This is a genomic window from Actinomadura sp. KC06 (assembly GCF_004348735.1).
Lineage (GTDB): Bacteria > Actinomycetota > Actinomycetes > Streptosporangiales > Streptosporangiaceae > Spirillospora.
This window is the reverse complement of record NZ_SMKT01000131.1, coordinates 1-24,217: the sequence shown is the minus strand read 5'-3', so window position 1 is coordinate 24,217 and position 24,217 is coordinate 1. Positions and strand designations below refer to the sequence as shown.

21 protein-coding genes and 1 tRNA gene are annotated in these 24,217 nt (G+C 71.0%); 4 read left to right on the top strand and 18 right to left on the bottom strand.

What is annotated here, in order from left to right:
- Nucleotides 1-2,502: hydrogen gas-evolving membrane-bound hydrogenase subunit E (gene mbhE / locus E1287_RS46440; RefSeq protein ID WP_131968941.1), on the bottom strand; the 2,502-nt coding region annotated here is incomplete at its 3' end.
- Between the two features lie 188 nt (nucleotides 2,503-2,690).
- Between mbhE and E1287_RS31635 the strand changes: the two genes are divergently transcribed.
- Nucleotides 2,691-3,089 carry a peptidase inhibitor family I36 protein gene (locus E1287_RS31635; protein WP_131968940.1) on the top strand — a complete coding sequence of 133 codons (399 nt, stop codon included), beginning with the start codon at nucleotides 2,691-2,693 and terminating at the stop codon, nucleotides 3,087-3,089.
- Between the two features lie 8 nt (nucleotides 3,090-3,097).
- Nucleotides 3,098-3,502, top strand: a complete 405-nt coding sequence (locus tag E1287_RS31630; protein WP_131968939.1) for a peptidase inhibitor family I36 protein — start codon at nucleotides 3,098-3,100, stop codon at nucleotides 3,500-3,502.
- Nucleotides 3,503-3,580: 78 nt separating this feature from the next.
- On the opposite strand, the gene E1287_RS31625 is transcribed toward E1287_RS31630, so the two are convergent.
- The 4 genes from E1287_RS31625 to E1287_RS31605 form a co-directional block, all read right to left on the bottom strand.
- Nucleotides 3,581-4,459 (bottom strand): AfsR/SARP family transcriptional regulator, encoded by an 879-nt coding sequence (locus E1287_RS31625; protein WP_165969284.1) that lies wholly within the window; start codon nucleotides 4,457-4,459, stop codon nucleotides 3,581-3,583.
- Nucleotides 4,460-4,630: 171 nt separating this feature from the next.
- A complete protein-coding gene (locus tag E1287_RS31620) occupies nucleotides 4,631-5,521 on the bottom strand; it encodes a hypothetical protein (protein WP_131968937.1) in 891 nt (296 codons plus the stop codon).
- Between the two features lie 113 nt (nucleotides 5,522-5,634).
- Nucleotides 5,635-7,614 (bottom strand): serine/threonine-protein kinase, encoded by a 1,980-nt coding sequence (locus E1287_RS31615; protein ID WP_131968936.1) that lies wholly within the window; start codon nucleotides 7,612-7,614, stop codon nucleotides 5,635-5,637.
- Nucleotides 7,615-8,207: 593 nt separating this feature from the next.
- Nucleotides 8,208-8,280: transfer RNA gene (locus tag E1287_RS31605), tRNA-Asn, on the bottom strand.
- A 155-nt stretch (nucleotides 8,281-8,435) separates the two neighbouring features.
- On the opposite strand from E1287_RS31605, the gene E1287_RS31600 reads away from it, so the two are divergent.
- A complete protein-coding gene (locus E1287_RS31600) occupies nucleotides 8,436-8,711 on the top strand; it encodes a YtxH domain-containing protein (protein ID WP_131968934.1) in 276 nt (91 codons plus the stop codon).
- Here the strand turns inward: E1287_RS31600 and E1287_RS31595 are convergent.
- The 10 genes from E1287_RS31595 to E1287_RS31555 form a co-directional block, all read right to left on the bottom strand.
- A complete protein-coding gene (locus tag E1287_RS31595) occupies nucleotides 8,708-9,196 on the bottom strand; it encodes a hypothetical protein (RefSeq protein WP_131968933.1) in 489 nt (162 codons plus the stop codon). The two genes, E1287_RS31600 and E1287_RS31595, sit on opposite strands and share 4 nt — an antisense overlap.
- Before the next feature lie 17 nt (nucleotides 9,197-9,213).
- A complete protein-coding gene (locus E1287_RS31590; RefSeq protein WP_131968932.1) occupies nucleotides 9,214-10,533 on the bottom strand; it encodes a hypothetical protein in 1,320 nt (439 codons plus the stop codon).
- A 171-nt stretch (nucleotides 10,534-10,704) separates the two neighbouring features.
- A complete protein-coding gene (locus E1287_RS31585; RefSeq protein WP_131968931.1) occupies nucleotides 10,705-11,511 on the bottom strand; it encodes an HAD family hydrolase in 807 nt (268 codons plus the stop codon).
- The gene (locus tag E1287_RS44080; protein WP_165969282.1) at nucleotides 11,508-12,620 is read right to left on the bottom strand and encodes a cysteine protease StiP family protein; all 1,113 of its coding nucleotides are present in this window, start codon (nucleotides 12,618-12,620) and stop codon (nucleotides 11,508-11,510) included. The genes E1287_RS31585 and E1287_RS44080 overlap by 4 nt, the downstream gene beginning before the upstream one ends.
- Entirely contained in the window at nucleotides 12,617-14,023 is a 1,407-nt protein-coding gene (locus E1287_RS44075) for a phosphoribosyltransferase family protein (protein ID WP_165969281.1), read from the bottom strand. The genes E1287_RS44080 and E1287_RS44075 overlap by 4 nt, the downstream gene beginning before the upstream one ends.
- Nucleotides 14,020-15,189 (bottom strand): HpcH/HpaI aldolase/citrate lyase family protein, encoded by a 1,170-nt coding sequence (locus tag E1287_RS31575; RefSeq protein ID WP_131968930.1) that lies wholly within the window; start codon nucleotides 15,187-15,189, stop codon nucleotides 14,020-14,022. The genes E1287_RS44075 and E1287_RS31575 overlap by 4 nt, the downstream gene beginning before the upstream one ends.
- A 21-nt stretch (nucleotides 15,190-15,210) precedes the next feature.
- Entirely contained in the window at nucleotides 15,211-15,789 is a 579-nt protein-coding gene (locus E1287_RS31570) for a TerD family protein (RefSeq protein WP_131968929.1), read from the bottom strand.
- Between the two features lie 114 nt (nucleotides 15,790-15,903).
- Entirely contained in the window at nucleotides 15,904-17,028 is a 1,125-nt protein-coding gene (locus E1287_RS31565) for a DUF475 domain-containing protein (protein ID WP_131968928.1), read from the bottom strand.
- 133 nt (nucleotides 17,029-17,161) lie between these two features.
- Nucleotides 17,162-17,740 carry a TerD family protein gene (locus E1287_RS31560; RefSeq protein ID WP_131968927.1) on the bottom strand — a complete coding sequence of 193 codons (579 nt, stop codon included), beginning with the start codon at nucleotides 17,738-17,740 and terminating at the stop codon, nucleotides 17,162-17,164.
- Nucleotides 17,741-17,830: 90 nt separating this feature from the next.
- A complete protein-coding gene (locus E1287_RS31555) occupies nucleotides 17,831-18,406 on the bottom strand; it encodes a TerD family protein (RefSeq protein ID WP_131968926.1) in 576 nt (191 codons plus the stop codon).
- A 293-nt stretch (nucleotides 18,407-18,699) separates the two neighbouring features.
- Here E1287_RS31555 and E1287_RS31550 point away from each other — a divergent pair, with 293 nt between their 5' ends.
- On the top strand, nucleotides 18,700-19,947 hold the full coding sequence (locus E1287_RS31550) for a molecular chaperone DnaJ (protein WP_131968925.1): 1,248 nt from the start codon (nucleotides 18,700-18,702) through the stop codon (nucleotides 19,945-19,947).
- Nucleotides 19,948-20,035: 88 nt separating this feature from the next.
- Here E1287_RS31550 and E1287_RS31545 read toward each other — a convergent pair whose 3' ends face one another.
- From E1287_RS31545 to dnaG, 3 genes are all read right to left on the bottom strand, one after another.
- Nucleotides 20,036-20,506 (bottom strand): heavy metal-binding domain-containing protein, encoded by a 471-nt coding sequence (locus tag E1287_RS31545; protein ID WP_131968924.1) that lies wholly within the window; start codon nucleotides 20,504-20,506, stop codon nucleotides 20,036-20,038.
- 249 nt (nucleotides 20,507-20,755) lie between these two features.
- A complete protein-coding gene (gene rpoD, locus E1287_RS31540) occupies nucleotides 20,756-21,901 on the bottom strand; it encodes an RNA polymerase sigma factor RpoD (RefSeq protein WP_131968942.1) in 1,146 nt (381 codons plus the stop codon).
- Between the two features lie 71 nt (nucleotides 21,902-21,972).
- The gene (gene dnaG, locus E1287_RS31535) at nucleotides 21,973-24,042 is read right to left on the bottom strand and encodes a DNA primase (RefSeq protein WP_131968923.1); all 2,070 of its coding nucleotides are present in this window, start codon (nucleotides 24,040-24,042) and stop codon (nucleotides 21,973-21,975) included.
- Nucleotides 24,043-24,217 lie beyond the last annotated feature (175 nt).

Genomic DNA, 24,217 nt, shown 5'->3' with positions numbered 1-24,217 from the left:
CTGCAGCAGCAGGCCCACGGAGAGCACCAGGCCCGCCACGAAGCCGCCGCCGGGCTGGTTGTGCCCACGCATGAACATGTAGAACGACACCAGCAGCGTGAACGGCAGCAGCAGCCGCACCAGCACGGCCGGCACCATCAGGTATCCCACGGCGGTGTCCGTGGCGTGGCGGGGGTTGAGCAGGTCGGTCTGCAGGTCGGCGGGCATGTTGCGCTGCTGTTCCGGCAGGTCCATGGCCTCGCGCGCGGGGCGGAAGCGCCGCAGCAGCGCATACACGGTGAGCGCCACGATGCCCAGCACCACGATCTCGCCGAGCGTGTCGAGGGCCCGCAGCTCGACCAGGATCAGGTTCACGATGTTCTTCGCCCCCTCCTCCTCCGCGGGCCCGGCGTACCGCGGGCCGACCGGATCGGAGCCGCGGCTCAGCGACGCCACCACGAGGAACACCGCGACGAACCCGCCTAGCCCGAGGCTGATCACCCCGGTGGCGATCCGGCCGGGCGTGGTGCGGCGACGCGGCGGGAACCGCTCCGGCAGCCGCCGCAGCACCAGCACCAGCATGATCAGCGACAGGGTCTCCACGACCAGCAGCGTGAGGGCGAGGTCCGGGGCGCCCTGCATGACGAAGAGCCCGCCCGTCCCGTAGCCGACACCGGCGAGGAGCAGCGCCGCCGACAGCCTTCTGCGCGCCCGCACCGCCGCGAGCGCGCACCCCGCCACCACCACGGACAGGACGGGCTGCACGGGATCGTCCCAGGCCCGCAGCGTGTCCAGCGGCTCGGACGGCCCGCGCCCGCCGATCAGGCCGGCCGCCAGCGCGGTCCCCGGCAGGACCAGCACCATCACCGCGATCACCCCGAGGTACACCGGCAGCGACCCGATCTGCACGCGCCGCGTCACCGCGTGCGCGCCGTTGAGCACCGTCTCGACCACGCCGTCGTACGCCCGCTGCGCGTCCGGCACCCGCCGCCGGACGGGCCGAGCCGGGAACGACCGCCCGAACGCGAAATACACCCCGACGCCCGCCCCGATCGCCAGCACGGACAACCCCAGCGGCAGCCCCAGCCCATGCCACAACGCCAGCTCATAATCAGACCCCGGCCCCAGCGTGGCCGCATAGGGCTCGACCAGTTCCTGCACCGGACCCGGAACCACGCCCACGACGAACCCCGCCGCCGCCAGCACCACGACCGGCCCGACCAGGCCCCACGACTCCTTGTGCCGTCCCTCGTCCGATGCGCCGCCGAACGCGCCGTACAGGAAGCGCACGCCGTAGGCCACGGTCAGCGCCGACCCCGCCACCACACCGGCGAGGACGAAGGCGTCCAGCCCTCCGTGCGCGAAGGCCTTGACCGCCGCCTCCTTCGCGACGAACCCCAGGAACGGCGGCAACCCGATCATGGACGCGATGGCCGCCGCCCCCGCGACCGCGAGCACCGGCAGCCGCCGTCCCGCCCCGGAGAGGCAGTCGGCGCGGCGCGTCCCCGTCTCGTGCTCCAGCGCGCCGACCGCCAGGAACAGCGGAGCCTTGAACACGCCGTGGGCGAGCAGCAGGGCCGTGCCGGCCAGCGCCGCCGTCGGCGTCCCGTCCCCGAGAAGGACCATGAGCAGGCCGAGCTGGCTCACCGTCCCGTAGGCGAGGAGCCGTTTCAGGTCGTCCTGCCGCAGCGCGACCAGCCCGCCGACGATCAGGCTCACCAGCCCGGCCACGACGACCATCGGCCGCCAGGCGCCCGTCTCCGCGAACGCCGGCGCCAGCCGCGCCACCAGGTAGACGCCCGCCTTCACCATCGCGGCGGCGTGCAGGTAGGCGCTCACCGGCGTCGGCGCGACCATCGCCGCGGGCAGCCACGCGTGCAGCGGCACCTGCGCCGACTTCGCGAACGCGCCCAGCAGGACGAGCACCACGCCGGCCTCCGCCCCGGCCCCGCCCGGCGGATCGGCGAGCAGCGCCGAGATCTGGTACGTCCCCGCGGCCTGGCCGAGCAGCACGAACCCGGCCAGCATCACCAGCCCGAACGCCGTGGTCATGAGCAGCGCCTCGGTGGCGGCCCGCCTGTCCTCCGACCGGTCAGGACGGGCGGCGCCGATCAGGATGAACGAGCTGACGGTGGTCAGCTCCCAGAACACGTACAGGACGAGGAGGTTGTCGGCGAGCACCAGCCCCGTCATCGCTCCCGCGAACGCCACGAGCGTCCCGGTCATCAGCCGCTCGGCCCGTCCGAAGTACCAGCCCGAGTAGCAGAGCACCAAGGCCCCGACCCCGCCGACCAGCACCAGCATGACGACGGACAGCGCGTCCAGCCGCAGGTCGATCGCCAGCCCCAGATCGGACGCCCACCCGACGCTCGCCGTGACGTCGTCGCCCGCCCGCGCCACGGCCCACCCGGCCGTCACCGCCGGAAGCACCGCCGCAGCGCACGCCATCACCCGCCCGTGCCGTCCCAGCGCCCACGGCACGCCCACCGCCGCGACGGCATACGCCGCAACCAGCACCACCACGCCGCCGCAGCCCCCCCTCCGCCAGGCACGTCGCAGACGATCTACCCGGCCAGCGCCCCCGAAACGGAACGCCGCGGTGCCGAACACGCGGCCCGCGCGGACGATAAGCGTTCGATAACGAGCCCCCGTAGCGTCATCGACGTCGATCCCCGCCAGACCTGACGGCGGGGGCACGAAACGGGGAGAACATGAGCAAGATCCGAATCGGGCTGCTGGCCGGCGCGGTGGCGGCGGGGGCCGTCGTCGCGGCCGCGCCGTCGGCCGCGCTGGCCGCCACGACCACAGCCACCACGGCCGGCTGCCCCAAGGGCGACGTGTGCGTGTGGAGCGGCAAGAACGCCACCGGCACCCGCTGCACCTGGGACGGCGACGACCCCGACTGGCAGGGCGGCGCCGTCCGCTGCAGGCCGTACGGCTTCAAGGTCAACAGCGTCTGGAACAACGGCTACACCAGCACCCCCTACAACAAGGTCAAGTTCTACCGGTACGCCAACTACGGCAGCCAGATCTCCGACCCCCTCCCGGTCACGTCCGGGCCGGTCAACGCGGCGAACCTCTCCATCCGCTCGCACCAGTGGGCGAGGTAGGAGGACACATGAAGAAGATCCGTATCGCCGCGACCGGCGTGGCCGTCGCTGGCCTCGCCACCGTCCTGGCTCCCGCCGCCGCACAGGCCGAGACCGCCGGGGCCGGTGCCACCGCCGCGGCGTGGCAGGGCTCCTGCGCCAAGGGCGACTTCTGTGTCTGGAGCGGCAAGAACGGCACGGGCATCAAGTGCTCCTGGTACGGCAACGACGACGACTGGCAGGGCGGCGACGTCCGGTGCAGCCCGCGGTTCCTCGTCGCCTCGATGTGGAACAACGGCTACACCGGCTCGTACAGCAAGGTGAAGGTCTACTCGTTCGCCGACTACGAGAGCTACTGGGGCACCGTCTCGCCCGGTACGCGGACGAACTTCTGGGAGGGCCAGCTCATGCGCTCCCACCGCTGGGTGAACTGACGTCCTCCCCCTCCTAGGAAGGCCGCCGAGCGCCACGCCCTCGGCGGCCTTCCCCTTTGCGTCAGCAGCAGCTTTGCGTCAGCAGCAGCGCAGGGCGCGAGCCGGATCCGTCGTGCGGCGCCAGCGCAGTGCACGTCCGCGCGGCACGGCGCAGGGCGGCCCCGGATGTGCGGACGTGGCGACAGGCGTCCCCGGATGCGTGGACGGGTCGTCCCGCAGGATGGCGTCGTGGAGCTCCCGCAGCTCGCGCCCCGGTTCCAGCCCGAGCTCCTCGTCCAGCCTGCGGCGCCCCTCGTGGTAGACGTCGAGCGCCTCGCTCTGCCGTCCCGCCCGCGCCAGCGCCAGCATCAGCAGCGCCCGCAGCCGCTCCCGGTACGGATGCTCGCCCACCGGCCCCAGCAGCTCGCCCACCAGCTCCCGGTGGCGGCCGAGCGCCAGCTCCACCTGCGCGGCCTCCTCGACCGCCGCCAGCCGCAGCTCCCCCCACCTGACGGCGCCCGCCTCGACGAGCGGACCACCGAGCCCGGAGAGGACGGGCCCGTCCCAGAGCGCCAGCGCGTCACGGAACCGTCCGGCGGCCGAGGTCAGGCGCCGCGCCGCCGCGTCCCGCCGCGCCGCGGCGATGTGCCGCTCTGCGGCGAGCGCGTCGATCGTGACACTCTCACCCGATATGCGGTACCCGGGCCGGACGGTCTCGATCACCTGCCGACCGCCGCCCGCTTTGCAGAACGCACGCCGTAACCCCGAGACCACGATGGCGATCTGGGTTCGGGCCGACTCCGGCGGGCCGTCCGGCCACACACCGTCCACCAGCCGCTCCACCGGAACCGGCCGATCCGGTTCGAGGAGCAAAGCGGCGAGGACCAGCCGCGCCCTGTCGCCGCCGAGGTCGATCTGCTCCCCGCGGACACCGGCGCGCAACGGCCCCAGGATCCGGAAATTCACGCGGTCGCTCACCCGTCGCGTCACCCTTCCAAAGGCGTCATTGCGTGGACGATCGCGGGGTGTGAACGCCGAAAGCCCGGCGTGCGGGGTTACCCCCCGTAGGGTAGACAACGAGCCGCCCGGCGGGGTTCATGGAACGGCCGAAGATCGGTTCCGAACCGTTCAGAACAGCGAAACCGCAGGTCAGCGGCACTGCCTGGTGATGACAGGATCGGGCGCACGCTCGCTCCGGAGATCGGACGCGGGCACATAGCCCCAGCCGTACAGCTTCGGCATCGCCGTCACCCGGTCACCCTGCGTGTAATACCAGATGTCGTTGCCGCCGGAATGGCGCTCGCCGCGCGTCCAGCAGATGAACCAGCTCGGATCGGTCTCCAGCACGGCCACCTCGACCCCGAACCCGGCCTTCTCGTACACGCCGACCCCCGGCCGGTTCGGGCACTGGAACATGTGCGGCCACGTCTGCTTGGTCCGCAGATCCTCGATGGTGCCGCGCAGAAAATGACACCGCTCCCCGGCCGCGCCGCCCCCATCACCGCGACCGGCCACGAACGCCGCCGTCCCGGCCGCCGCCACCGCCAGCGCGGCCGCCACGGCGAACGCACGCCACCGGCGTCCCTTCCGGCCGGCTCCGCGACCGCCAGCACCCGCCCCTTCACCGACCGTCCCGCCGGGAGCCGTCCCGTCGGCGATCGTCCCGTCGACGGCCGTCCCGTCGACGGCCGTCCGGTCAGAAGGTCCGGCGCTGGTCGCGGCGGTGCCCTCGCCACCGGCGATGAGGTCGCGGTGGACGGTCCAGCGGGCGACCTCTGCGTCGACGTCCGGCCAGTCGCCGTAGCGGAGGCAGGCTTCGACGAAGCGGGCCGTCGCCGTTTCCGGAGGCCTGGTGAGCGGGTTCTTGCCGATGAGCGTGGAGACCGTCGCGGGTGACAGGCCGGGGCAGCGCATGCACAACGCCCGGTATTTGGGACGTCCGCACCATTCGTACAGCGCGCGGAGCCTGGCGGTGAACTCCGTCCAGGTGGCGGCTTCCTCGGGGGCAGGGGGCGGCGAGGGGACGGGTACAGCGGGCAACGCACACTCCTGGGGTCGAACTGGGGCGCACCTGTCGCCACTGGCGACAACGTATTGTGACGACCTGGCTACCGCACCAGTTCACCGCGCCGCAGCGCGGCTTGCCCGCACCGTCAGGAAACCTGCCACAGACGGATCTTGTTGTCGACATGGCCGGTGGCGAGCGTTCTGCCGTCCGGGCTGAACGCGATCGCCTCGACCGACATCACCCGGACCTTGAACTCGGTGACCTCGTTGGTCGCCAGGTCCCACACCCAGGTCGAGCCGTCGGCGTCGCCCGCCGCCAGGCGCTTGCCGTCGGGGCTGTAGGCGACCGCCTTGACCCAGTTGGCGGACTTCTTGTACTCGCCGGTCATCCGCTTGGAGGCCACGCTCCACAGCCGCACCTTGTGGTCGCCGCCGCCGGTGGCGACGGTCTTGCCGTCCGGGCTGAACGCCACCGCGAAGTTGCCGTCGTCGTGGCCCTCCAGCTCGGTGACGCGGCGCCGGGCCGCGACGTCGAACAGCACCAGGGGAGCCCCGCTCCCGCCGGTCACGAGGAGCTTGCCGTCCGGGCTGAACGCGAGCGATTCGGCACCGTAGGACAGGTTCCCCACGCCGCCGATCACGCGCCGGGTGGTCATGTTCCACAGTTCCACGGTGGCGTTGACGTCGCCCCCGGCGGCGAGGATCCTGCCGTTCGGGCTGAACCCCAGCGACAGGATCTGGAAGGCGTCACGCTTGAGCACGAAGGCGGCGCGCCTGGACGCCGTGTCCCAAAACTGAATCGTGGCCCCCATGCCGGCGGCGGCGAGGAGCTTGCCGTCCGGGCTGTAGGCCACCGCCTCGACCTGGTTGGGATAGTCGTCGAGGACGGCGACGGGACGTACGGCGGACACGTCCCACAACCGCACGGTTCCGTCCTTGCCGCCGGACGCCAGCGTCCTGCCGTCAGGGCTGAACGCGACCGAATACACATGGTCGGTATGACCGGACAACGTCCTCTCGGGCGACGACCGCCGGAAGGTGTCCCTCGTCAGATAGACCCCGCCCGCGGCGGCGGCCCCGCCGACGAGGACGAGCCCCCCGATCAGGAAGGCCCGCCGCCCCGTCCCGCGCGGCGCCGCCTGCCGAGGAGGCATCGGTGGAGGCGCCTGCCCGACGCCCATCCCCGGCCCGTAACCGGGTACGGGAGCGCCGCCCATCGGCGGCGGCGCGCCATGCGCGACCGGAACAGGCTGGGCACACTGCGGCTGCTGCGGAGCGAACTGCGCGTTCACCTGAGGTGCCGCCCCGGCCAGAGCACGAAGCCGCCGCCCCACGTCCTCGGCGGACGAAAGCCGCTCGGCGGGGTTCTTGGCCAGCAGGCCGAGCACGATCCAATCCAGCTCCGCCGGCACACCGGCCCTGCGCTGCGACGGCGGCACCGGATTGACGGTCAGATGCTGATGCATCAGCGCGGGCATCGTGTCCCCGCTGAACGGCGGCCCCCCGACCAGCAGCGAATAAAGCGTGCATCCGAAGGCGTACAGATCGGTCCGCGCGTCAGCGGGCCGTCCCTCGTACTGCTCGGGCGCCGTATAGGCGGGAGTCGCCATCATTCCGCCCATGGCGGTGAGGTGCCCGGTCGCGTCCGCGGACCGGGAGATCCCGAAGTCGCAGATCTTCACCCCGCCCTCGGCCAGCTCCATCAGATTGGCGGGCTTGATATCCCGATGCACCACGCCCCTGCGATGCGCATACCCGAGCGCATCCGCCACGGCCGCACCTGTTTCCAGCACCCGCTCAATGGGCAGCCCGTGCGGATTCCGGGCGAGCATCGCGGCGAAGTCCGTCCCGTTCAGCAGCTCCATCACGAAGAACGGCTGCCCCTCGTGCACCCCGATGTCGTGCACCACCGTGATCCCGGGATGCTGCAACTGCGCCGCGTTCTCCGCCTCCCGCCGCAACCGGTCGGTCAGCACGCCCGAGGCCCCCTGCCCCGCCACCACGATCTTCACCGCGACCCGCCGCCGCAGCTCCATGTCGTCGGCGGCCCAGACCTCCCCCATGCCACCTTGGCCGACCCGCGTGGTGAGCCGGTACCTCCCGCCGAGCACCGCTCCGGTCTCCATGCCCGCCCTCCGTTCCAGCCCACCGAACCGGAAGAATCACACCACCGCCCATCCCCATTCGCAAACCCAAACACCACCATTCCCAAGGCCACGCATCTGCAATTTCGGCCACCCGAAACCCCGTCACGCTCACCCACACCCTCATGCAGCCCAGCGAGCTCGCCGCAGTTGTCTCGGTCCACCCCACTCCACGACGACTTGCGCCAGGTCACGCCCATCGACCACTCACCATTCCGCGGGATTTCCGCTGCCCAAGCTCAGTGCTTCAGAACCGCCATCAGGGCCGCGAACTCATCGCGCTCCAGGAACAGCTCCAGGCCATCCGGGTCCTTGCTGTCACGGACGCCGATTCCTTCAGAAAGTCCGGCAAGCGCCCGTAGACGAGCCTGACCTCGAAGGCGCGCAACATGACGGAGACCGTCTACCGGCACGAGCTGCGGCCGGTGCTGGAGGACGGCACCACGGAGATGGATCGCATCTTCCCGGGCGTGATCAGCGCTCAGTAGTCGGCAGTACGTCAGGCACGACGCGTCAGAGCCCGTCTCGGCTCTCCGAGACGGGCTCTGACCTGGGACTATGTGCTCACAGCACAGCTCCCGCGATTGGACTCGAACCAATAACCTGCCGGTTAACAGCCGGCTGCTCTGCCGATTGAGCTACGCGGGATCGTTCGTGCGGCCGGGGCGTGCACCCCTGGCGGCGGGTCTAGGTTAGCGCATGTCCGGGGCTGTTCGCGCACCCGTTATTCGCGCCCCGGCACGGGTGGAGGCCGTGTTGGCGGGTATGGGGGTGGGACGAATCAGCCGTCAGTGGGAGTAAACATGAAAGCTCGCATGATGTTCATGGCAGGCGCCGCGATCGGCTACGTCATGGGGACGAAGGCCGGGCGCGAGCGGTATGAGCAGATCAAGCGACTGTCGCAGCAGATGCAGGAGAACCCGAACGTCCAGGAGGCCGCGGGCAAGCTGCGGGCCAAGGGCGAGGAGTTCGCCGGGGCGGCGCGCGGCAAGGCGGGGCAGATGAAGGAGCGGGTGCCCCAGCAGGTGCCGGGGCGGCACAAGGCCGAGGACGATCAGCCGCCGGTCTATCCCGGCTAGAGGCCGGTCTGGCGGCGCAGAGTTTCGAGGACCTGTTCGGCCTGGGCCCGCAGGCCCGGGTCGGACGGGTCCAGGCCCGCGTCGAACACGAACGTCCAGCGGACGTCGCCGCCCGTGGTCGGGCGCCGGCCGGCGATGCGGACCTTGCCGCCGCCGGGCAGGACGGCCTGGTGGCTGACGGCGATGGTCGCGGTGACGCGCTCGCGGACGATCTCCGGCACCGAACCCGGGTCGGTGAGGCGGACGTGGTGCTCGGCCCGGGACGTCTCCTGGACGTGCAGCCATCCGTCCTTCCACGTCGCGTGGTCGACGCGTTCCCACGGGACGCGCGTGAACCCGCCCTCCGGGGTCGGGAGGTGCAGGGCGGTGGTGGTGGCGGCGACGTGGGACCCGCCGCGGGTGGGGGCGGTGGCGAGGACGCGTTCGCCGCGTTCGAGGGTGAGGGCGTCGCGGAGCCCGGCGGGCAGCCCCCGGAGTAGGCGCATGCCGCCACCGTATGCGATCAGGCGGCCTGTGGTGCGCGGCGGGCGCCCAGCAGGTCGAGGACGAGCGCGGCCGACCAGGCGTAGTCGTGGCTGCCGCGTCCGGTGCCGTCGAAGGGGTCGAAGAACTCGCGGAAGCCGGACTGGCGGACGAGCCGCATCGTGGAGCCGTAGAGGAGGTCGGCGACGACGGGCAGGTCGTGGCCGAGGGCGCCGTACCAGACCAGCCAGTTCGTGCTGATCCAGGTGGGGCCGCGCCAGTAGCCGCCGCGGTCGAACGCGGGGGCCTGGATGTCGCAGGTGGGCACGGGGTACCCGGCGGCGCCGGCGAAGCGGGCCGACAGCAGGAGGTCGACGAGGTTGCGGACGATCGGGGCGGGCAGGTCCGGGTCGAGGAGAGGGCCGAACGCGCCGACGGTGATGGCGGGCAGCAGCCGGTCGTCGCGCAGGTCGCGGGCGCGGAAGCAGCCGGTCTCGGGGTCCCACAGCCGGTCGAGGATCGCGTCGTGGACACGCCGCGCGCATTCGCGGTGCGGGACGGGGTCCGCGCCGACGATCTCGGCGATCTCCGCGAGGGCGTGGGCCGACGCCAGGTAGATGGCGTTGACCAGCGGGTCCTCGACGGCGAACGGGTGCTCGTCGCGGAGGTAGCCGGGACGGTATCCGGCTTCGCGCATGAGCGCGACGAGCCACACGTACCGGTCGTAGTCCTCGCCGGTCGGCAGGGTGTGCGGACGCTGCGCGGGCGCGTACGCGGTCGGGGGGAGGTGCAGGGCGCCGAGGGGACGGTCCCAGGCGGGGCTGTTGTCCAGGCCCGACTCCCACGGGTGGCAGATCGTGATGAGGCCGCTCCCGCCGAGGTCGCGGGCGCAGGCGAGGTAGCGGTGCTGGGCGGTGAGCAGCGGGTGGAGGCGGGCGAGGAACGCCCGGCTGCTGTCCGCGTCGGTGGCGCATTCGTGCAGGCGGAGCGCGGCGAGGGCGTGCAGCGGCGGCTGCGTGAGGCCGGACGTGTGGACGCCGTGCGGCGCGGACGGCTGCCGTTCGCTGCGCCACAGCTCGGGGCCCGGGAAGAAGGCGTGGCGGGCCAGGCTGGTGTTGAACACGATGTGCGGGAGCATCCCGTCGGCCCATTGGCCGCGGAACAGCGTGAGCAGTTCGGCTTCGGCGCGGTCGCGGCGGTGGCGGGCGAGGCCCATGCTGATGAACGCCGAGTCCCAGCTCCACTGGTGCGGGTAGAGGCCTGGGGACGCGGCGGTGGCCGTCCCGGTCCAGTTCGCGTCGAGCACCCTGGCCGCGGCCTTCCACAGCGCGGTCTCGTCGCCGGTCAGACGGGTGCTCATCTGATCAGGGTGACCTCCTCCTGGCGAAAGGCAGGCTCCTGGTTGTCGGGTTCCTGAGCCGCCGGGGACTCACCGTGATTGTCACCTCAGAACGCCGCCGCTGCGACCCTTTGGAGGACGTCGCTTGTCAACGGTCCGCGTGCCTTGACCGTGAATATTTACAGCCCCGCGTCATGGCGCGGCCGCGCGCTCCAGCAGCCAGTCCGCGATCTCCTGACCTGCCAGGACGCCGCGAGCGGCGGTGACTTCGGTGGTCGGGGACGTCCAGCCGGTGTCGTGCAGCTCGCCGTGCGCCGGGCGGATCGAGACGTCGGCGGTTTCGAGCAGCTCGATGTCGAGAAGGGAGTCGCCGGCGGCGAGGGTCGTGGACGCGCCCGTCCGGCGGGCGATCTCCTCTGCCGCCGCGGCCTTCGTCAGGCCGGTGGGCAGGCAGTACACCTTGCGGCCTTGCAGGGACGTCCGCCAGCCGCGTTCGGCGCACCAGCCTGTGAGATCGTCCACCCAGCTCGGCGGGAGCGCGGCCCGGTCTACGACCGCGTAGGCGAACAGGTCGGAGGCTACGCGTCTCTTCAGGACGAAGTCACCGCTCACCTGGACGAGGTGTTCCTGGACGGCCGCGAGCGGTGCGCACCCACCGGCGACCTGCACCCGGACGGACGCCGCCCATTCCGCGTCGTCCTCGCCGTCCACGAGCAGGTGGCCACCGTTCGCGCAGATGGCGTACGAGGCGGGTTTCTCCAGCAGCTGCACGCGCCGGTACTGCTCCGGTGTCCGTGTCGTCGTCGGGACGAACGTCGCCGCCTTCGCCAGGGCCTCCAGTGTGCGCGCGGACGCCTCCGTCATGTAGGACAGGGGCGCGCCCTGGTAGAACTCCACGCACAGTAGGCGCGGCATCGTCTCGTCGGGCCCGTCCAAGGCGAACGCAGCGGCGGAGTAGATGAGCGTGCGGTCGAGGTCGGAGCACACCAGGACGGTCACTGGACGGCTCCCTTGCCGAACCGCGGATGGATGAATCCCACGCAGGCGTAGGGGAAGCGGTCTTGTTCGACCTCTATGACGGGTACTCCGCGTTCTTCTGCCAGGAGCCTGATGTGCGTGACTTCCGGGCCCGCGTCCTCACGGACGAGCACCTTCCAGGGAACACGGCGCAGAAGGACGCGCGTGGTCTCGCCTATGCCCGGCTTAACGAGGTTCAGGTCGTCGATGCCGTCGGCGTGGGCGCACCGGCGGACGGCCTCCCAGCCCGACCAGTCGGGTGTCCGGTCAGCGGCCCGCAGGTCGGGCAGGTCTTTCGTTACGCGTTCGGCGACGTCCCCGAAGCGCGCGCAGATGGTGTCGAGGAAGAGGGCTGAGACGTCGTCGTCCGCCAGGTCGGCGTAGAACTTCGCGCCGTGGAAGTCGCCGGGGCCGATCAGGTCGGCGTTCAGGACCGTCCGGCTCACCAGGCCGGACACGGTCGAGTTGAGGCAGGCGGACGGGATCAGGTAGTCGTCGCGCGTCCCGTAGAGGGATGTGCAGCGCCCGGGGTCGGCCAGCACCGCCAGATCGGGACGGAACGGGTGCGAGGCGAGCGCGGCGGTCAGCTCCCGCGTGATGGCGCCCTTGCCCGTCCAGCCGTCCACGAACATCACGGACGCCGGGTCGTGGTGTTCGGCGAGGTAGCGCAGGGCCACCGTGTCGATCCCGCGTCCCCGGACGATGCTGAGCGTGTAGTGCGGAACGTCCAGGCCGTGCGAGAACCGCGCCCAGCGCCGCATCAGGATCCCGACCGGCGTGCCGGCGCGGGCCAGTGACGCCAGCACCGTGCCCGGGCCCCCCTCGGCGAGGATCATCTCCATGACCAGGCCCGTCGCGTACGCGATCCGCTCCGCCGAGGCGTCGAGCGCCCTGTGGAAGAGCTGGCGGTACTCGGGGCCCGGCTGGTACTCCACCGGCAAAGACTCCGCGTAATGGGCACGGCCCGCCTGGATGGCCGCCTCACGCTCCTCAGTGGGCGCTTCGAGCCGGACGTGCGAGAGGTCCTTGAGCAGCCACGCGACGTCCTCCGCCGGATAGCTCCCGAAGGTTGGCCCGTACAGCGGCTTCACGCGAGTCTCCTCGCCCTCGCGGGGACGGTCGCGACCAGCGTGGGCGCCAACGCGCGCAACCGCCGCAGAAGGCCGCTGGTGAGCGCCGGGGTGTCGCCGACGTCGTCCACGACGAACACGATGCGGTCGAATCCGTCGCGGTCGGATGCCGGGGAGACGTTGTAGGCGTAGCGCTCCCCCGGGCCGTCGGCCGAGTCGTCATGGGACGGGAAGGCCAGGCGCGTCCTGATGGCGTAGCCGGGGTCGTCGACGGCGAGGACGGGCGACCTCGTGGTCGTCGAGTACCGGACGTCCACGCCGGGCAGCGCATCGGCGAGCGCTTCGGCCAGGCGCAGCGGCGCGTACATCAGCTCCTCGAACCCCAGCACCAGCACGCGGGAGGCCCCGTCTCCCATACCGGACGCGATGACGTCGGACATCCGTGCCAGGTCTTTCTCCAGGAGATCCCGGTGTTCGGGCAGGAATCCGTGCCGTCCACCGTCCGGCAGCCCAGCGGGCCATTCCAGTTCGACTCGCGACACCTCGAACGCCCTAGTGGACGCGTCCAGACGGGTACCCCGCGCGCTGATTTCGCTGATCTCGCCGACTAGCGTCTGCCCGGCCTCCAGGATGCCTTCCGGAAGTTCGACCTGCCCTTGGGCCAATGCCATCGCGTCTATGCGAGTACCAAGCTGATCGGCGAGATCGTCCATCCGCGCCTTGTCGGCAGGCCCGCGCAGGTCGACCAGGGCTGCCACGACGTAACGACTCCTGGGACGGACGGCATGCAACGCCTCAATGGTGTTCAGGACCGTCCGTCCAGTGGAGAGCTCGTCGTCCACCAGCACGACCGGCACATCACGGTCGAGGGACGCGGAATCGGCGGGCAGCAGGAGGTGGCTCGTGGCGTGGCTGTGCTCCTCCTCGAACCCTCCGTACGTGGCGAAGCCCATGACCGGACGGCGAGTCGAGTGCAGGTAGTAGGCACCGCCCAGGGCGTCCGCCACTGAATGCCCAAGGGCGGTGGCCGTTTCCGCGTAGCCCAGCACGACCGCGTCCACAGGAAGGTGCGGCGCCCGCAGGTGGTCACGCAGCCCGGCCGCCGTCCCTGGAACGCCCCGCAGGGCGTCGGCGAGAAGAGCGCCGGGACGCGACGGCTCGTCACCGCGCAGGCGCGCGCGCACAAGCTCCCCGAGCAAAAGCCCAGATCCGTACACGAGCCGAGGGTCGGTCGGGATGTGCTTGCCCAGCACCGCCGAAACCAGCAGATGTGCACGCCGCGGATTGCGCCGCACCGCCAGCCCGACCAGATCCGCAAGCCCCACACCAGCAGGACGCGCCCCGTCCAGGAGCCGCACACCGAGCCGCGACGCCACCCACGAACCGGCCCAGCCGGCGGAAACAGCATCCGAGGCGGCGGTCACCGGCTGCCCGCCGCTTCCAGGAGCTCGACGAACGTGACGCCCTCCGCTGCCACGCCGAACACGCGGGCGCGCAGCATCAGCCGCTGCGCCCAGGCGCGGTGCGGCTTCGCCTCGTTCATCTTGTTGGCGTAGGAGCTGGCCATCGCACCTCCCCCGCTGACGCCCAGGATATCGGCGGCGTCGCAGTACTCCTCGTGCGTCACCACCGACAGCGCGTGCACGGCCGCGACATGGCTCGGATGGATCACGGTCTTGCCGGTGAGGCCGTTCGCCTTGTCCAGATGCACCTCGCGGATCAGCCCGTCCAGGTCGGACGTGATCAGCCGCTGCCGCAGCGGAGCCGCCCGCTGCGCGTCGAACGGCGACTGCCGGAGCTGCGGCTTGAACATCCGCTCCCCCGCCGCGAAGTACTCCCAGACCGGGCCGGTCACGACATATCCGGTGCCGTCGGCGCGGCCCAGGATGTTCACCACGTCGCAGATCACGCCCGCGACCGGCCGGATGTCGTAGATCGTCAGGTCGGGCGGGCGGCGCAGCCCGTACGCCGCGGACATGTCGGTCGCGCCGATCCGGACGGCCAGGATCCGCCGCCGGTGCTTCGCGAGCAGCCGCGCCACGTCGTTCAGCATCTCGGTGCGGGTCTCCGCGTACACCGCCTCCGGGCTCTCGATCACCGGCATCGCGAGGAGCCGCTGGCCCGTCCGGGCGGCGGCGTCCTCCAGCGCGTCGAGGAACGCTCCACCGGCCGTCGCGGTGAACTTCGGCAGCACGAAACCACTGACCAGCGCGGCCGCGTCGCCCAGCCGGCCGATCAGGTCGCCGATCTGGCGGGGATCGCGGACCCGGACGAACAGCAGCGGCACGTCCCGCGTCGCCGTGCCGCCGCGGCCGTACAGCGCCCGCAGCTGCGCCACCAGGTTCGCCTCGCCGGCCGCGACCTCGTCGTCGGCGATCGCGTCCTCCAGGCACACCACCATGCTCATCACGCCGCGCCCCGCCGCCCGCTCGATGTCGTCGGCGAGGACGGGCCGGGTGGCGGGGCTGTAGAGCGTCGCCCCCAGCGCCACCCCCAGCACCGCCGGGTCGTCATGCCGGTCGAACGGGCGCGGATGGCGGTAGAACAGGTGCTTACGACGCGCGGCGTCGATGTGGTCGAAATGCCGCATGGACGCCCCGTCAGACGCTGGTCACAGGTGCGTCGACACGGCCGGCAGCAGATGCTGGAACGTCCGGCCGGTCGCCGTCGCCCCGATCGCCGTCATCGACCAGCCGTCGCCGTCCCGCGACACCTTCGCCATGATCTGCGCGTTGTGCTGCCCGGCGCCGGTCAGGTCGTAGCGCGCGATCTCCTGCCCCGTGGACTCGTCCACCAGCCTGCAGAACGCGTTCGCGATCTGCGTGAAGTCCTGGCCGGTGAAGGAGTTCACCGTGAACACCAGCTGGGTCACGTTGGCCGGGACGTTCTGCAGGTCGACGTTGATGACCTCGTCGTCGCCCTCCCCCGCGCCGGTCAGGTTGTCGCCGGTGTGCTGGACGGACCCGTCCTTGCTGCGCAGCTGCCGGAACCACACCTGGTCGGCGAGGTTGCCGCTGCCGTCGAACAGCAGGCAGGAGGCGTCCAGGTCGATGTTGCGGGCCTTGCCCTTCCCGAACAGGCCCTTCTTGGCGACGGCGTCCCAGCCGAGGCCCATCCTGACCCGGGTGAGCGTGCCTCCGCCGGGCTTGGTCAGCGAGACCTTCTGCCCCTTCTGCAGCGAGATGGACATCGTTCGGCTCCCTTGGTGATCGATGTGTGTCGCGGGCTGGGGATCTGCCGATGAGCGGTATCCGCCGGCGGACGGCCTCCACCTCCGGACGCCGGCGCATCCGGACGGCGGCTACTACTGGATCTTGGTGCTGGGCTCCAGCGGCTTCTCGGCGCCGTCCCCGCCGGGCGGTTCGCCGGGGGCGCCCTCGCCCACGGCACGGTTCCGGACGACCGAGCTGACGAACGCGGCGATGATCAGCCCCGCGCCGAGCCCGCCGGTGATCCACTCGGGGACGTGGTGGCCGATGCTGACCAGCATGCACACCGCGAGGGCGCCGATCGCCCAGTGCGCGCCGTGCTCCAGGTACACGTACTCGTGCAGGGTGCCCTTGCGGACGAGGAAGACCGTCAGCGACCGGATGTACATGGCGCCGATGCCGAGGCCCAGCGCGATGACGATCGGGTCGGTGCTGATCGCGAACGCGCCGATGACGCCGTCGAAGCTGAACGAGGCGTCCAGCACCTCCAGGTACAGGAACAGGAAGAACCCGGCCTTGCCGGTGGCCAGGGCCAGCGAACTCGGCCCGGACCGTCCGGCGGACGCCTCGCCGCCTTCGCCCTCGTCGTCGTCCTCGCCCGCGCCGGAGAACAGCTCGCCGAGCCCGTTGACCAGGATGTAGGTCACCATGCCGAGCACGCCCGAGATCATGACCTCGCCCGGGTCGTCCGCGGCCAGCCACGAGACGAACGCCAGCGAGCCGCCGGCGACGACCACCGCGAGCTGGTCGAGCTTGCCGATCCTCGCGAGCGGGCGCTCCAGCCAGGGCAGCCACTTGTTGGCGCGCTCCTCGAACACGAAGTCCAGGAACAGCATCATCAGGAACATGCCGCCGAACGCCGCGATCATCGGGTAGGCGTCTTCCATCAGGTGGTGGTACCGGTCCGAGTCGTTCAACGCCAGGTCGAACGCCTCGTACGGGTTCAGCTTGGCCGTGATCCCGACGATCAGCAGCGGGAAGACCAGCCGCATGCCGAACACCGCGATCGCGATGCCGATCGTCAGGAAGATCTTCTGCCAGAACGGGCTCATGCGGTCGAGCACCTTGGCGTTGACCACGGCGTTGTCGAACGACAGCGAGATCTCGAGGACGGCCAGCACGGCGACCAGGGCCAGCCCGGACGGCCCGCCATAGAACAGAGCGATGAGCAGACCCGCGGCCGTGACGCCGAAGGACCACCCGAAGGTGCGAAGAATCATGCGCGTATTTCTGCTAGGAAGGTCGGCCGGGCGTGGCGGCCGGGGATGCGGGGGCGCCGGCGGTCAGCCGGCGTCGACGCCTCAGCCAATGTTGAGCCTCACCCCACGTTGGTCCCTCAGCCTACGTTGACCCTCAGCCTACGTTGACGCCGAAATCGACGGCGATTCCGGCGAGACCGGAGGCGTACCCCTGGCCGACCGCGCGGAACTTCCACTCTCCGCTGTGCCGGTACAGCTCGCCGAAGACCATCGCGGTCTCGGTGGACGCGTCCTCGGTGAGGTCGAAGCGCGCGAGCTCGTTGCCGTCGGACCGGTTGACGATCCGGATGAAGGCGTTGCGGACCTGGCCGAAGCTCTGGTGCCGGTTGTCGGCGTCGTAGATCGACACGGGGAACACGATGCGCTCGCACTCGGCGGGCACGGTGTTGAGGTCGACGTTGATGGACTCGTCGTCGCCCTCGCCCTCACCGGTCAGGTTGTCGCCGGTGTGCTCGACGGACCCGTCCGGGCTCTTCAGGTTGTTGAAGAACACGAAGTGCTGGTCGGACATGACCTTGCCGGTGGAGGCGAGCATCAGCGCGGACGCGTCGAGGTCGAAGTCCGCGCCGGTGGTGGCGCGGACGTCCCAGCCGAGGCCGACGGTGACCGCGGTGAGGTTGGGGGCGGCCTTCGTCAGCGAGACGTTGCCGCCCTTGGCGAGTGAAACCCCCATGTTCGGGCCACTCCCTTCCTGGAGAGTCTGTGTCTTCTGGGAGAGTTCGGTGTCTTCCAGACCGGTGTCTTCTAGAAGAGCCGCCGTCGTCTAGAGGTTGACGCCGAAGTCCATCGCGATGCCGGCCAGCCCCGACGCGTACCCTTGGCCGACCGCGCGGAACTTCCATTCCGTCCCGGAACGGTACAGCTCGCCGAAGACCATCGCGGTCTCCATCGAGGCGTCCTCGGACAGGTCGTACCGGGCCATCTCCGCGCCGTCGCTCTGGTTCAGGACGCGGATGTAGGCGTTGCGGACCTGCCCGAAGTTCTGGCTCCGGCCGTCGGCCTCGTAGATCGACACGGCGAACGCCACCCGCTCGGCCGTCGCCGGCATCGCACCGAAGTTGATCTTGAGCTGCTCGTCGTCGCCCTCGCCGGCGCCGGTGGTGTTGTCGCCGGTGTGCTCGACCGCGCCGTCCGGGGTCCGGAGGTTGTTGAAGAACACGAAGTGCTGGTCGGTGATGATCTTGCCGGAGCCGTCCAGCACCATCGCGGACGCGTCCAGGTCGAAGTCGGTGCCGGTCGTGGTGCGCAGGTCCCAGCCAAGACCGACGGTGACCGCGGACAGGCCGGGGGCCTGCTTGGTGAGCGATACGTTGCCGCCCTTGCTGAGACTGACACCCACGATGGGCCTCCAAGATCGCATGCCGCTGTTTCGGACGCCGCCCCGGCGCCCAGCCTTTCCGACGTAGGAGCGATGCTATCCGTTCCAGTCGCAGCGGAGCATTAACCCGAAGACCCGCCCAATTCCCCATACACGAGACGGGTCGGGCGCGCGAAATCCCGGCCGTCTGCGTCAGACTGGGCAGGGACGGCCAGACTGAGCGTTCTTCGTCCGGCCTGTCCGCCGCGGCGCCGCCCGTGCGGGCAGACCGGGAAGGAAGAGTGTTCACTGGGCAGGGACGAGGGGAGGCAGCGTTGCGAGGAGCGGGCGACCAGCGCCGCCGGAACCGGGGGGCGCAGGCGGCTTCCGGGGCGATCGAGGCCAGGGAGGCGGCGTCGACCGCCTTCTACGACATGGACCAGGCGCAGAAGTACATCGACGGTCGCGTCACCGTGTTCGAGGACCTGGACGCCAAGGCCGCCGAGCCCGTCCGGCGGGAGTTCACGGGGCTGGCCGAGTCCGCCGACGCCGCCGCGGTCGCCTACATCTCCGTCCTCGACGCGCACGACCTCGATGACCAGGACCGGACACCCGCCGAGTACGACGCCGCCCGCCGCGCGTTCGTCGCGTCCACCGAGCGGCTCCAGCACATCACCCGGAACCTGAACGGCTTCGCCGAGCGCCTCGCCCCGAAGATGGCGCGGCTGGAGGCCGCCCTCGACCAGCTCCCGCCCCGCCTGACCGCCGCCCGCGACGCGGTCGCCGCCGCCGACGCCGCCGTGACCGCCGCCGCGGACGCGGGGATGGACGCCTCCGACCCGGAGGCCGAACTGGCCAAGGCGAAGCAGATCCTCGCGCAGCTCGGCTCGCAGGGGCTCGGCGGGCTCGGCCTGGACGGGGCGATCCGCAAGGCCGAGGAGGTCCGCGAGATCGCCGCGCGGGCGCACGAGGCCGCCGCGGAGCTGCCGCAGATGGCGCAGAAGGTCCGCAACTCGCTCGCGTCGGCCCGCACCCGCGTGGACGTCGTCGCGAACCGTGTAGGGCCCGTGAAGGACGCGATGAAGGTCCTGCTGCGCGGCTACTCGCAGGCGTGCTGGCAGGACCTGAAGGGCGCGCCGGAGTCGATCGAGTCGGCCGTGACGCGGGCGCGGGAACGGCTGAACGAGGCGTCCGCGCACACGTCCCGCGCCGAATGGAAGCAGGCTCAGCAGGCGCTCACCGCCGCCCGCACCGAGCTGAACGCCGCCGACCGCCGCGCCGGCCAGGTCACCGGACGGGTCGACGAGCTGAGGGCCGTCGCCGCGGACCCGTCCAAGCCGGTGCAGAGCGTCCAGTTCGCCGTCCGGGACGCGCAGCGGCTGGCCATGGCCCAGCCGGGCGGCCCCGCGCCGCAGCACGTCCGGGTGCTCGACTCGCTCGTCGAACGCATCGAGAAGGCGCCGAGCCGCCTCACCGGCACCCACCCGGACTACTGGGCCTACCTGCAGGAACTGGAATCCATCAAAACCGCCGCCGGCGACGTCGTAGCCCGAATCCGCGCAGAACGCGCCGCCCAGGCATAGTCAAACGGACCGGCACGATCAGACCGTCCGCGAACAGGCCGGTCACGAGCGGGCCGGTCACGGGCAGGGGCTGTCGGGGCGTCGCGGGTCAGCGGGGGCGGTCGTGGAGGCCCATGGTGAGGTTGCGGGCGACCATCGGGGGGCCGCCGGGCTGCGGGTCGCCGTACGGCGGGGGCTGCGTCTGCTGCTGAGGGTGCGGTTGCTGCTTCTGCGGCGCCTGGTCGCGCGGCTGCGCCTGCGCGGGCTCGGCCCAGACCGCCGTCCCGTACGCGCAGACCTCGAGGCCACCGCCGACCGCGGCCGTGTCGAACCGCATGCCGACCACGGTGTTCGCGCCCTTGCGGCGCGCCTCCTCGCCGAGCCGGTCCACCGCCTCGCGGCGGGCGGCGCCGAGCCCGGCCGCCGGCTGCTCCCCCGTCACCCGGAACGTGGCGCTGCTCCCGCCGTGCCCGGGCTGCGGCGCGGCGCCCTGGTCGGCCTGCACGGCCGACCCGAGGACCTCTCCGAGCACGCTTCTGATCTCGTACCCCGCCACGCCATCAGTCGTCACGATCAGCATGTCCACCACGGTAAATCACCGTCCGGACGAAATGCGACGCATTGCCCTCAACCGCCACCCGCAACTCCGCAGTCAGACCAACGCCGACAGACGTCCAGAGCGTGCACAGAGGGGGGTGCAGGCGACCGCCCTCCCGGCGGTCCGGCTGGGAGGGCGGTCGTCGTGTCGCTCTCTCGGTTCGTCACTGTCCGGCGGTGTCGGCTCGGCCTGGCCCGTTCCGGCTTCGGGGGCGGCTTCGCCGGGTCGGCGTCAGTCCAGATATTCGCGCAGCATCTGAGCGCGGGACGGGTGGCGCAGCTTCGCCAGGGTCTTCGACTCGATCTGGCGGATCCGCTCCCTCGTCACTCCGAACTCCCTGCCGACCTCCTCCAATGTGCGCGGATGCCCGTCGGTCAGGCCGAAGCGCAGCTGGATGATGCGCTGCTCCCGTTCCGACAGCGTGCCCAGGATGTCCTCCAACTGGTCCTGGAGAAGGATGAACGCCGCGGCCTCGATCGGCACCACGGCGTCCGCGTCCTCGATGAAGTCGCCGAGATCGGAGTCTTCCTCACCGATCGGCGACTGCAGCGAGACCGGTTCCTGCGCTATCCGCTGGATCTCCACGACCCGGATGGGCGACAGCCCCATCTCCAGGCCGATCTCCTCGGGGGTGGGTTCGCGGCCGAGGTCCTGGTGGAGCTGCCGCTGCACCCGGACCAGCTTGTTGATCGTCTCGACCATGTGCACGGGGATCCGGATCGTTCTGGCCTGGTCGGCGATCGCGCGGGTGATCGCCTGCCGGATCCACCAGGTGGCGTAGGTCGAGAACTTGAACCCCTTGGTGTAGTCGAATTTCTCGACCGCACGGATCAGTCCGAGATTTCCCTCCTGAATCAGGTCGAGGAACAGCATTCCCCGGCCCACGTAGCGTTTCGCGATCGAGACCACCAGCCGGAGGTTGGCCTCGATCAGGCGTTGCTTCGCCCGCGTGCCCTCGCGGGAGAGCTGTTCGAGGTCGAGCAGTTCACCGCGGGCGAGGACGGCGGTCTGCGCCATCTTCTCCTCGGCGAACAATCCCGCCTCGATCGATTTCGCGAGTTCTACTTCATCTTCTGCCGTGAGAAGCGGTACGCGACCGATCTCTCTCAGGTAGATCCGAACCAGGTCGCTCGTCGGCGCCCGCTTGCCGAGGTCACCCTCGTCCGCTCGCGCGACGTCCTCGGTCTCCTGCTGAGACTCGAGAACCTCCACCCCCTGCTCTGCGAGCATCCGGACGACCCGTTCCAGGGAGTCGTCCGGCAAGTCCGAGCGATCGAGCGCGGCAGCAACGTCCTCGACGGTCACGCCGCCGCGTTCTCTACCACGTGCGACGAGGTCCGCCACCTGATCAACCGATGGCGCCTCGCTTGGCAGCACCGAAGGGCCCACCCAGACAGTTTGCGTCAGATGGGGCCAAGATCACAGGACCTATTTTGCGGTCCCTTGACTTACTGTGACCCGAGCCCTCGCTCCCGCAACACCCGTCTCTGCTGCTCAAGCGCGACAAGATCGCCGAAGAGCCGGTGGTACTCCTCGGGGGCCTCGACCGGATTCAGCCGCCCGAGTTTAGATTTCGCGTCGGCGATCATGCGGGTGAGCTGGCGTTCCTGTATTCGGGCGAGCAGTTCGACGGCATAACGGTCGTCCGAATCATGGGCCGAGCGCGCGGGCTCGACTCCGAGCTTGGTGATCAGGTCTCTGACCTGGTCATCCGGGGCCCGCTCCAGGAGATGCGCGACCCATTCCGCGACATTGCCCGCCGCGGACACTCCGCCCGCGTCCGCGATGACCATGCGGACGGCGGCGTGCGGCGGCGCGATGAACGCGTCCGCCGGGACGTCGTCGAACGCCGGACCCAGCACCGCCGGGCGCTGGACGGCCAGTTTCAGCAGCTCGCGCTCCCGCTGCACCTCCGGATCGCTCGGATCGAACGCCGGACGCCCGGCCCCCGCCCCGTCGGCCCCGTAACGCCCGTTCTCGTCGCCGCCATTCTCGACCGGGCCGCCGGAATCGCGCCCGTTACCCGCGCGGCCGTTTCCGGCCCGGCCGTTTCCGGCCCCGCCGCGATCGTCGGCCGCTCCGTGGTCTCCGCTTCTACCGGGCCCGCTCGTGTTGTCGCCGCTCCTATTGCTCCCGCTCCTGTTGTTGCCGCTCCTGTTGTTGCCGTTCTGGGGGCGGCCGTGGCGCCGGGCGGCCAGCTCCCGGACGCGCCGCAGCACGAACTGCTCGTCCATGATCCCGAGCCAGCGGTCCAGGTTGACGGCGTACATGTGCCGCCGCGACCGGTCCTTGATGGCGGCGACGACCGGGGCCGCGGCGTCCAGCGCGCTCAGCCGGCCCTCCACGGTGTCCAGGTCGTGCTGCTCGATCGCGCTGCGCACCGCGAACTCGAACAGCGGCAGCCGCGAGGCCACCAGGTCGCGGACGGCCGCGTCGCCGTGCCGGATCCGCAGGTCGCACGGGTCGAGCCCGTCCGGCTGGATCGCCACGAACGTCTGCGACACGAACTTCTGCTCGTCGTCGAACGCGCGCAGCGCCGCCTTCCGCCCGGCCGCGTCGCCGTCGAAGGTGAAGATCACCTCGCCGCGGAACTCGTCCTGGTCCATGAGCAGGCGGCGCAGCACCTTGATGTGCTCGTCGCCGAACGCGGTCCCGCACGTCGCGATCGCCGTCGGGACGCCCGCCAGGTGGCAGGCCATCACGTCGGTGTAGCCCTCGACGACCACGGCCTGCCGCCGCCTCGCGATCTCCTTCTTCGCCAGGTCGGCCCCGTAGAGCACCGAGCCCTTGTGGAAGAGCGGCGACTCGGGGGTGTTGAGGTACTTGGGGCCGTCGTCGTCCTCATATAGGCGCCGTGCGCCGAACCCGATGACGTCGCCGGACAGGTCGCGGATCGGCCACATCAGCCGGCCGCGGAACCGGTCCATCGGCCCGCGCCGCCCCTCCTTGGCGAGGCCGCCGGCGACGATGTCGCGGTCGGCGAAGCCGCGCTGGCGCAGATGCCGGACCAGGCCCTCCCACTCGCGGGGCGCGAAACCGACGCCGAAGCGCTCGGCGTCCGCCGCTTCGAAGCCGCGCTCGGAGAGGAAGGTGCGGCCGATCACGCCGTCCGCCGATTTCAGCTGCTCGGTGTAGTACTCCGCGGCCGCCTTGTGCGCCTCGATCAGCCGGGCGCGCTGGCCGCCGTCCTGCCGGGGGCCGCGCCCGCCGCCGTCCTCGTAGCGGAGGTGGACGCCGGCCTGCACCGCGAGCCGCTCCACCGCGTCGCTGAACGACAGGTGCTCGATCTCCTGGACGAACTTGATGACATCACCGCCCGCCTCGCAGCCGAAGCAGAAGTACAGCCCGCGGGACGGCGTCACGTTGAACGACGGCGACTTCTCGTCATGGAACGGGCAGAGGCCCTTGAGGTTCCCGCCGCCCGCGCTGCGAAGCTGCAGGTACTCACCGATCACATCGGCGATGGACGAGCGCTCGCGGACGAGCGCGATGTCCTCATTGCGAATACGGCCTGCCACGACGAGGAGTCTACGGCGGTACCCCGACATCCGGCGCCGCAAGCCAGAACCGACCACGACCTCCCCCGAACCGACCGCCGTCCCCGATGGGACGACCGTCTCGGACGACCGCGCCCCCGGGCTCCGCATCCGGCTCACGCTCGGGGCTCGGACCCCGGGCCTCGGGGCGGGGGCC

Excerpts from the sequence above, each read along its gene's own strand:
- E1287_RS31635 (WP_131968940.1), top strand. The coding sequence starts at position 2,691 with ATGAGCAAGATCCGAATCGGGCTGCTGGCCGGCGCGGTGGCGGCGGGG.
- E1287_RS31630 (WP_131968939.1), top strand. The coding sequence starts at position 3,098 with ATGAAGAAGATCCGTATCGCCGCGACCGGCGTGGCCGTCGCTGGCCTC.
- E1287_RS31615 (WP_131968936.1), bottom strand. The coding sequence starts at position 7,614 with ATGGAGACCGGAGCGGTGCTCGGCGGGAGGTACCGGCTCACCACGCGG.
- E1287_RS31600 (WP_131968934.1), top strand. The coding sequence starts at position 8,436 with ATGAAAGCTCGCATGATGTTCATGGCAGGCGCCGCGATCGGCTACGTC.
- E1287_RS31595 (WP_131968933.1), bottom strand. The coding sequence starts at position 9,196 with ATGCGCCTACTCCGGGGGCTGCCCGCCGGGCTCCGCGACGCCCTCACC.
- E1287_RS31590 (WP_131968932.1), bottom strand. The coding sequence starts at position 10,533 with ATGAGCACCCGTCTGACCGGCGACGAGACCGCGCTGTGGAAGGCCGCG.
- E1287_RS31575 (WP_131968930.1), bottom strand. The coding sequence starts at position 15,189 with ATGCGGCATTTCGACCACATCGACGCCGCGCGTCGTAAGCACCTGTTC.
- E1287_RS31570 (WP_131968929.1), bottom strand. The coding sequence starts at position 15,789 with ATGTCCATCTCGCTGCAGAAGGGGCAGAAGGTCTCGCTGACCAAGCCC.
- E1287_RS31565 (WP_131968928.1), bottom strand. The coding sequence starts at position 17,028 with ATGATTCTTCGCACCTTCGGGTGGTCCTTCGGCGTCACGGCCGCGGGT.
- E1287_RS31560 (WP_131968927.1), bottom strand. The coding sequence starts at position 17,740 with ATGGGGGTTTCACTCGCCAAGGGCGGCAACGTCTCGCTGACGAAGGCC.
- E1287_RS31545 (WP_131968924.1), bottom strand. The coding sequence starts at position 20,506 with ATGCTGATCGTGACGACTGATGGCGTGGCGGGGTACGAGATCAGAAGC.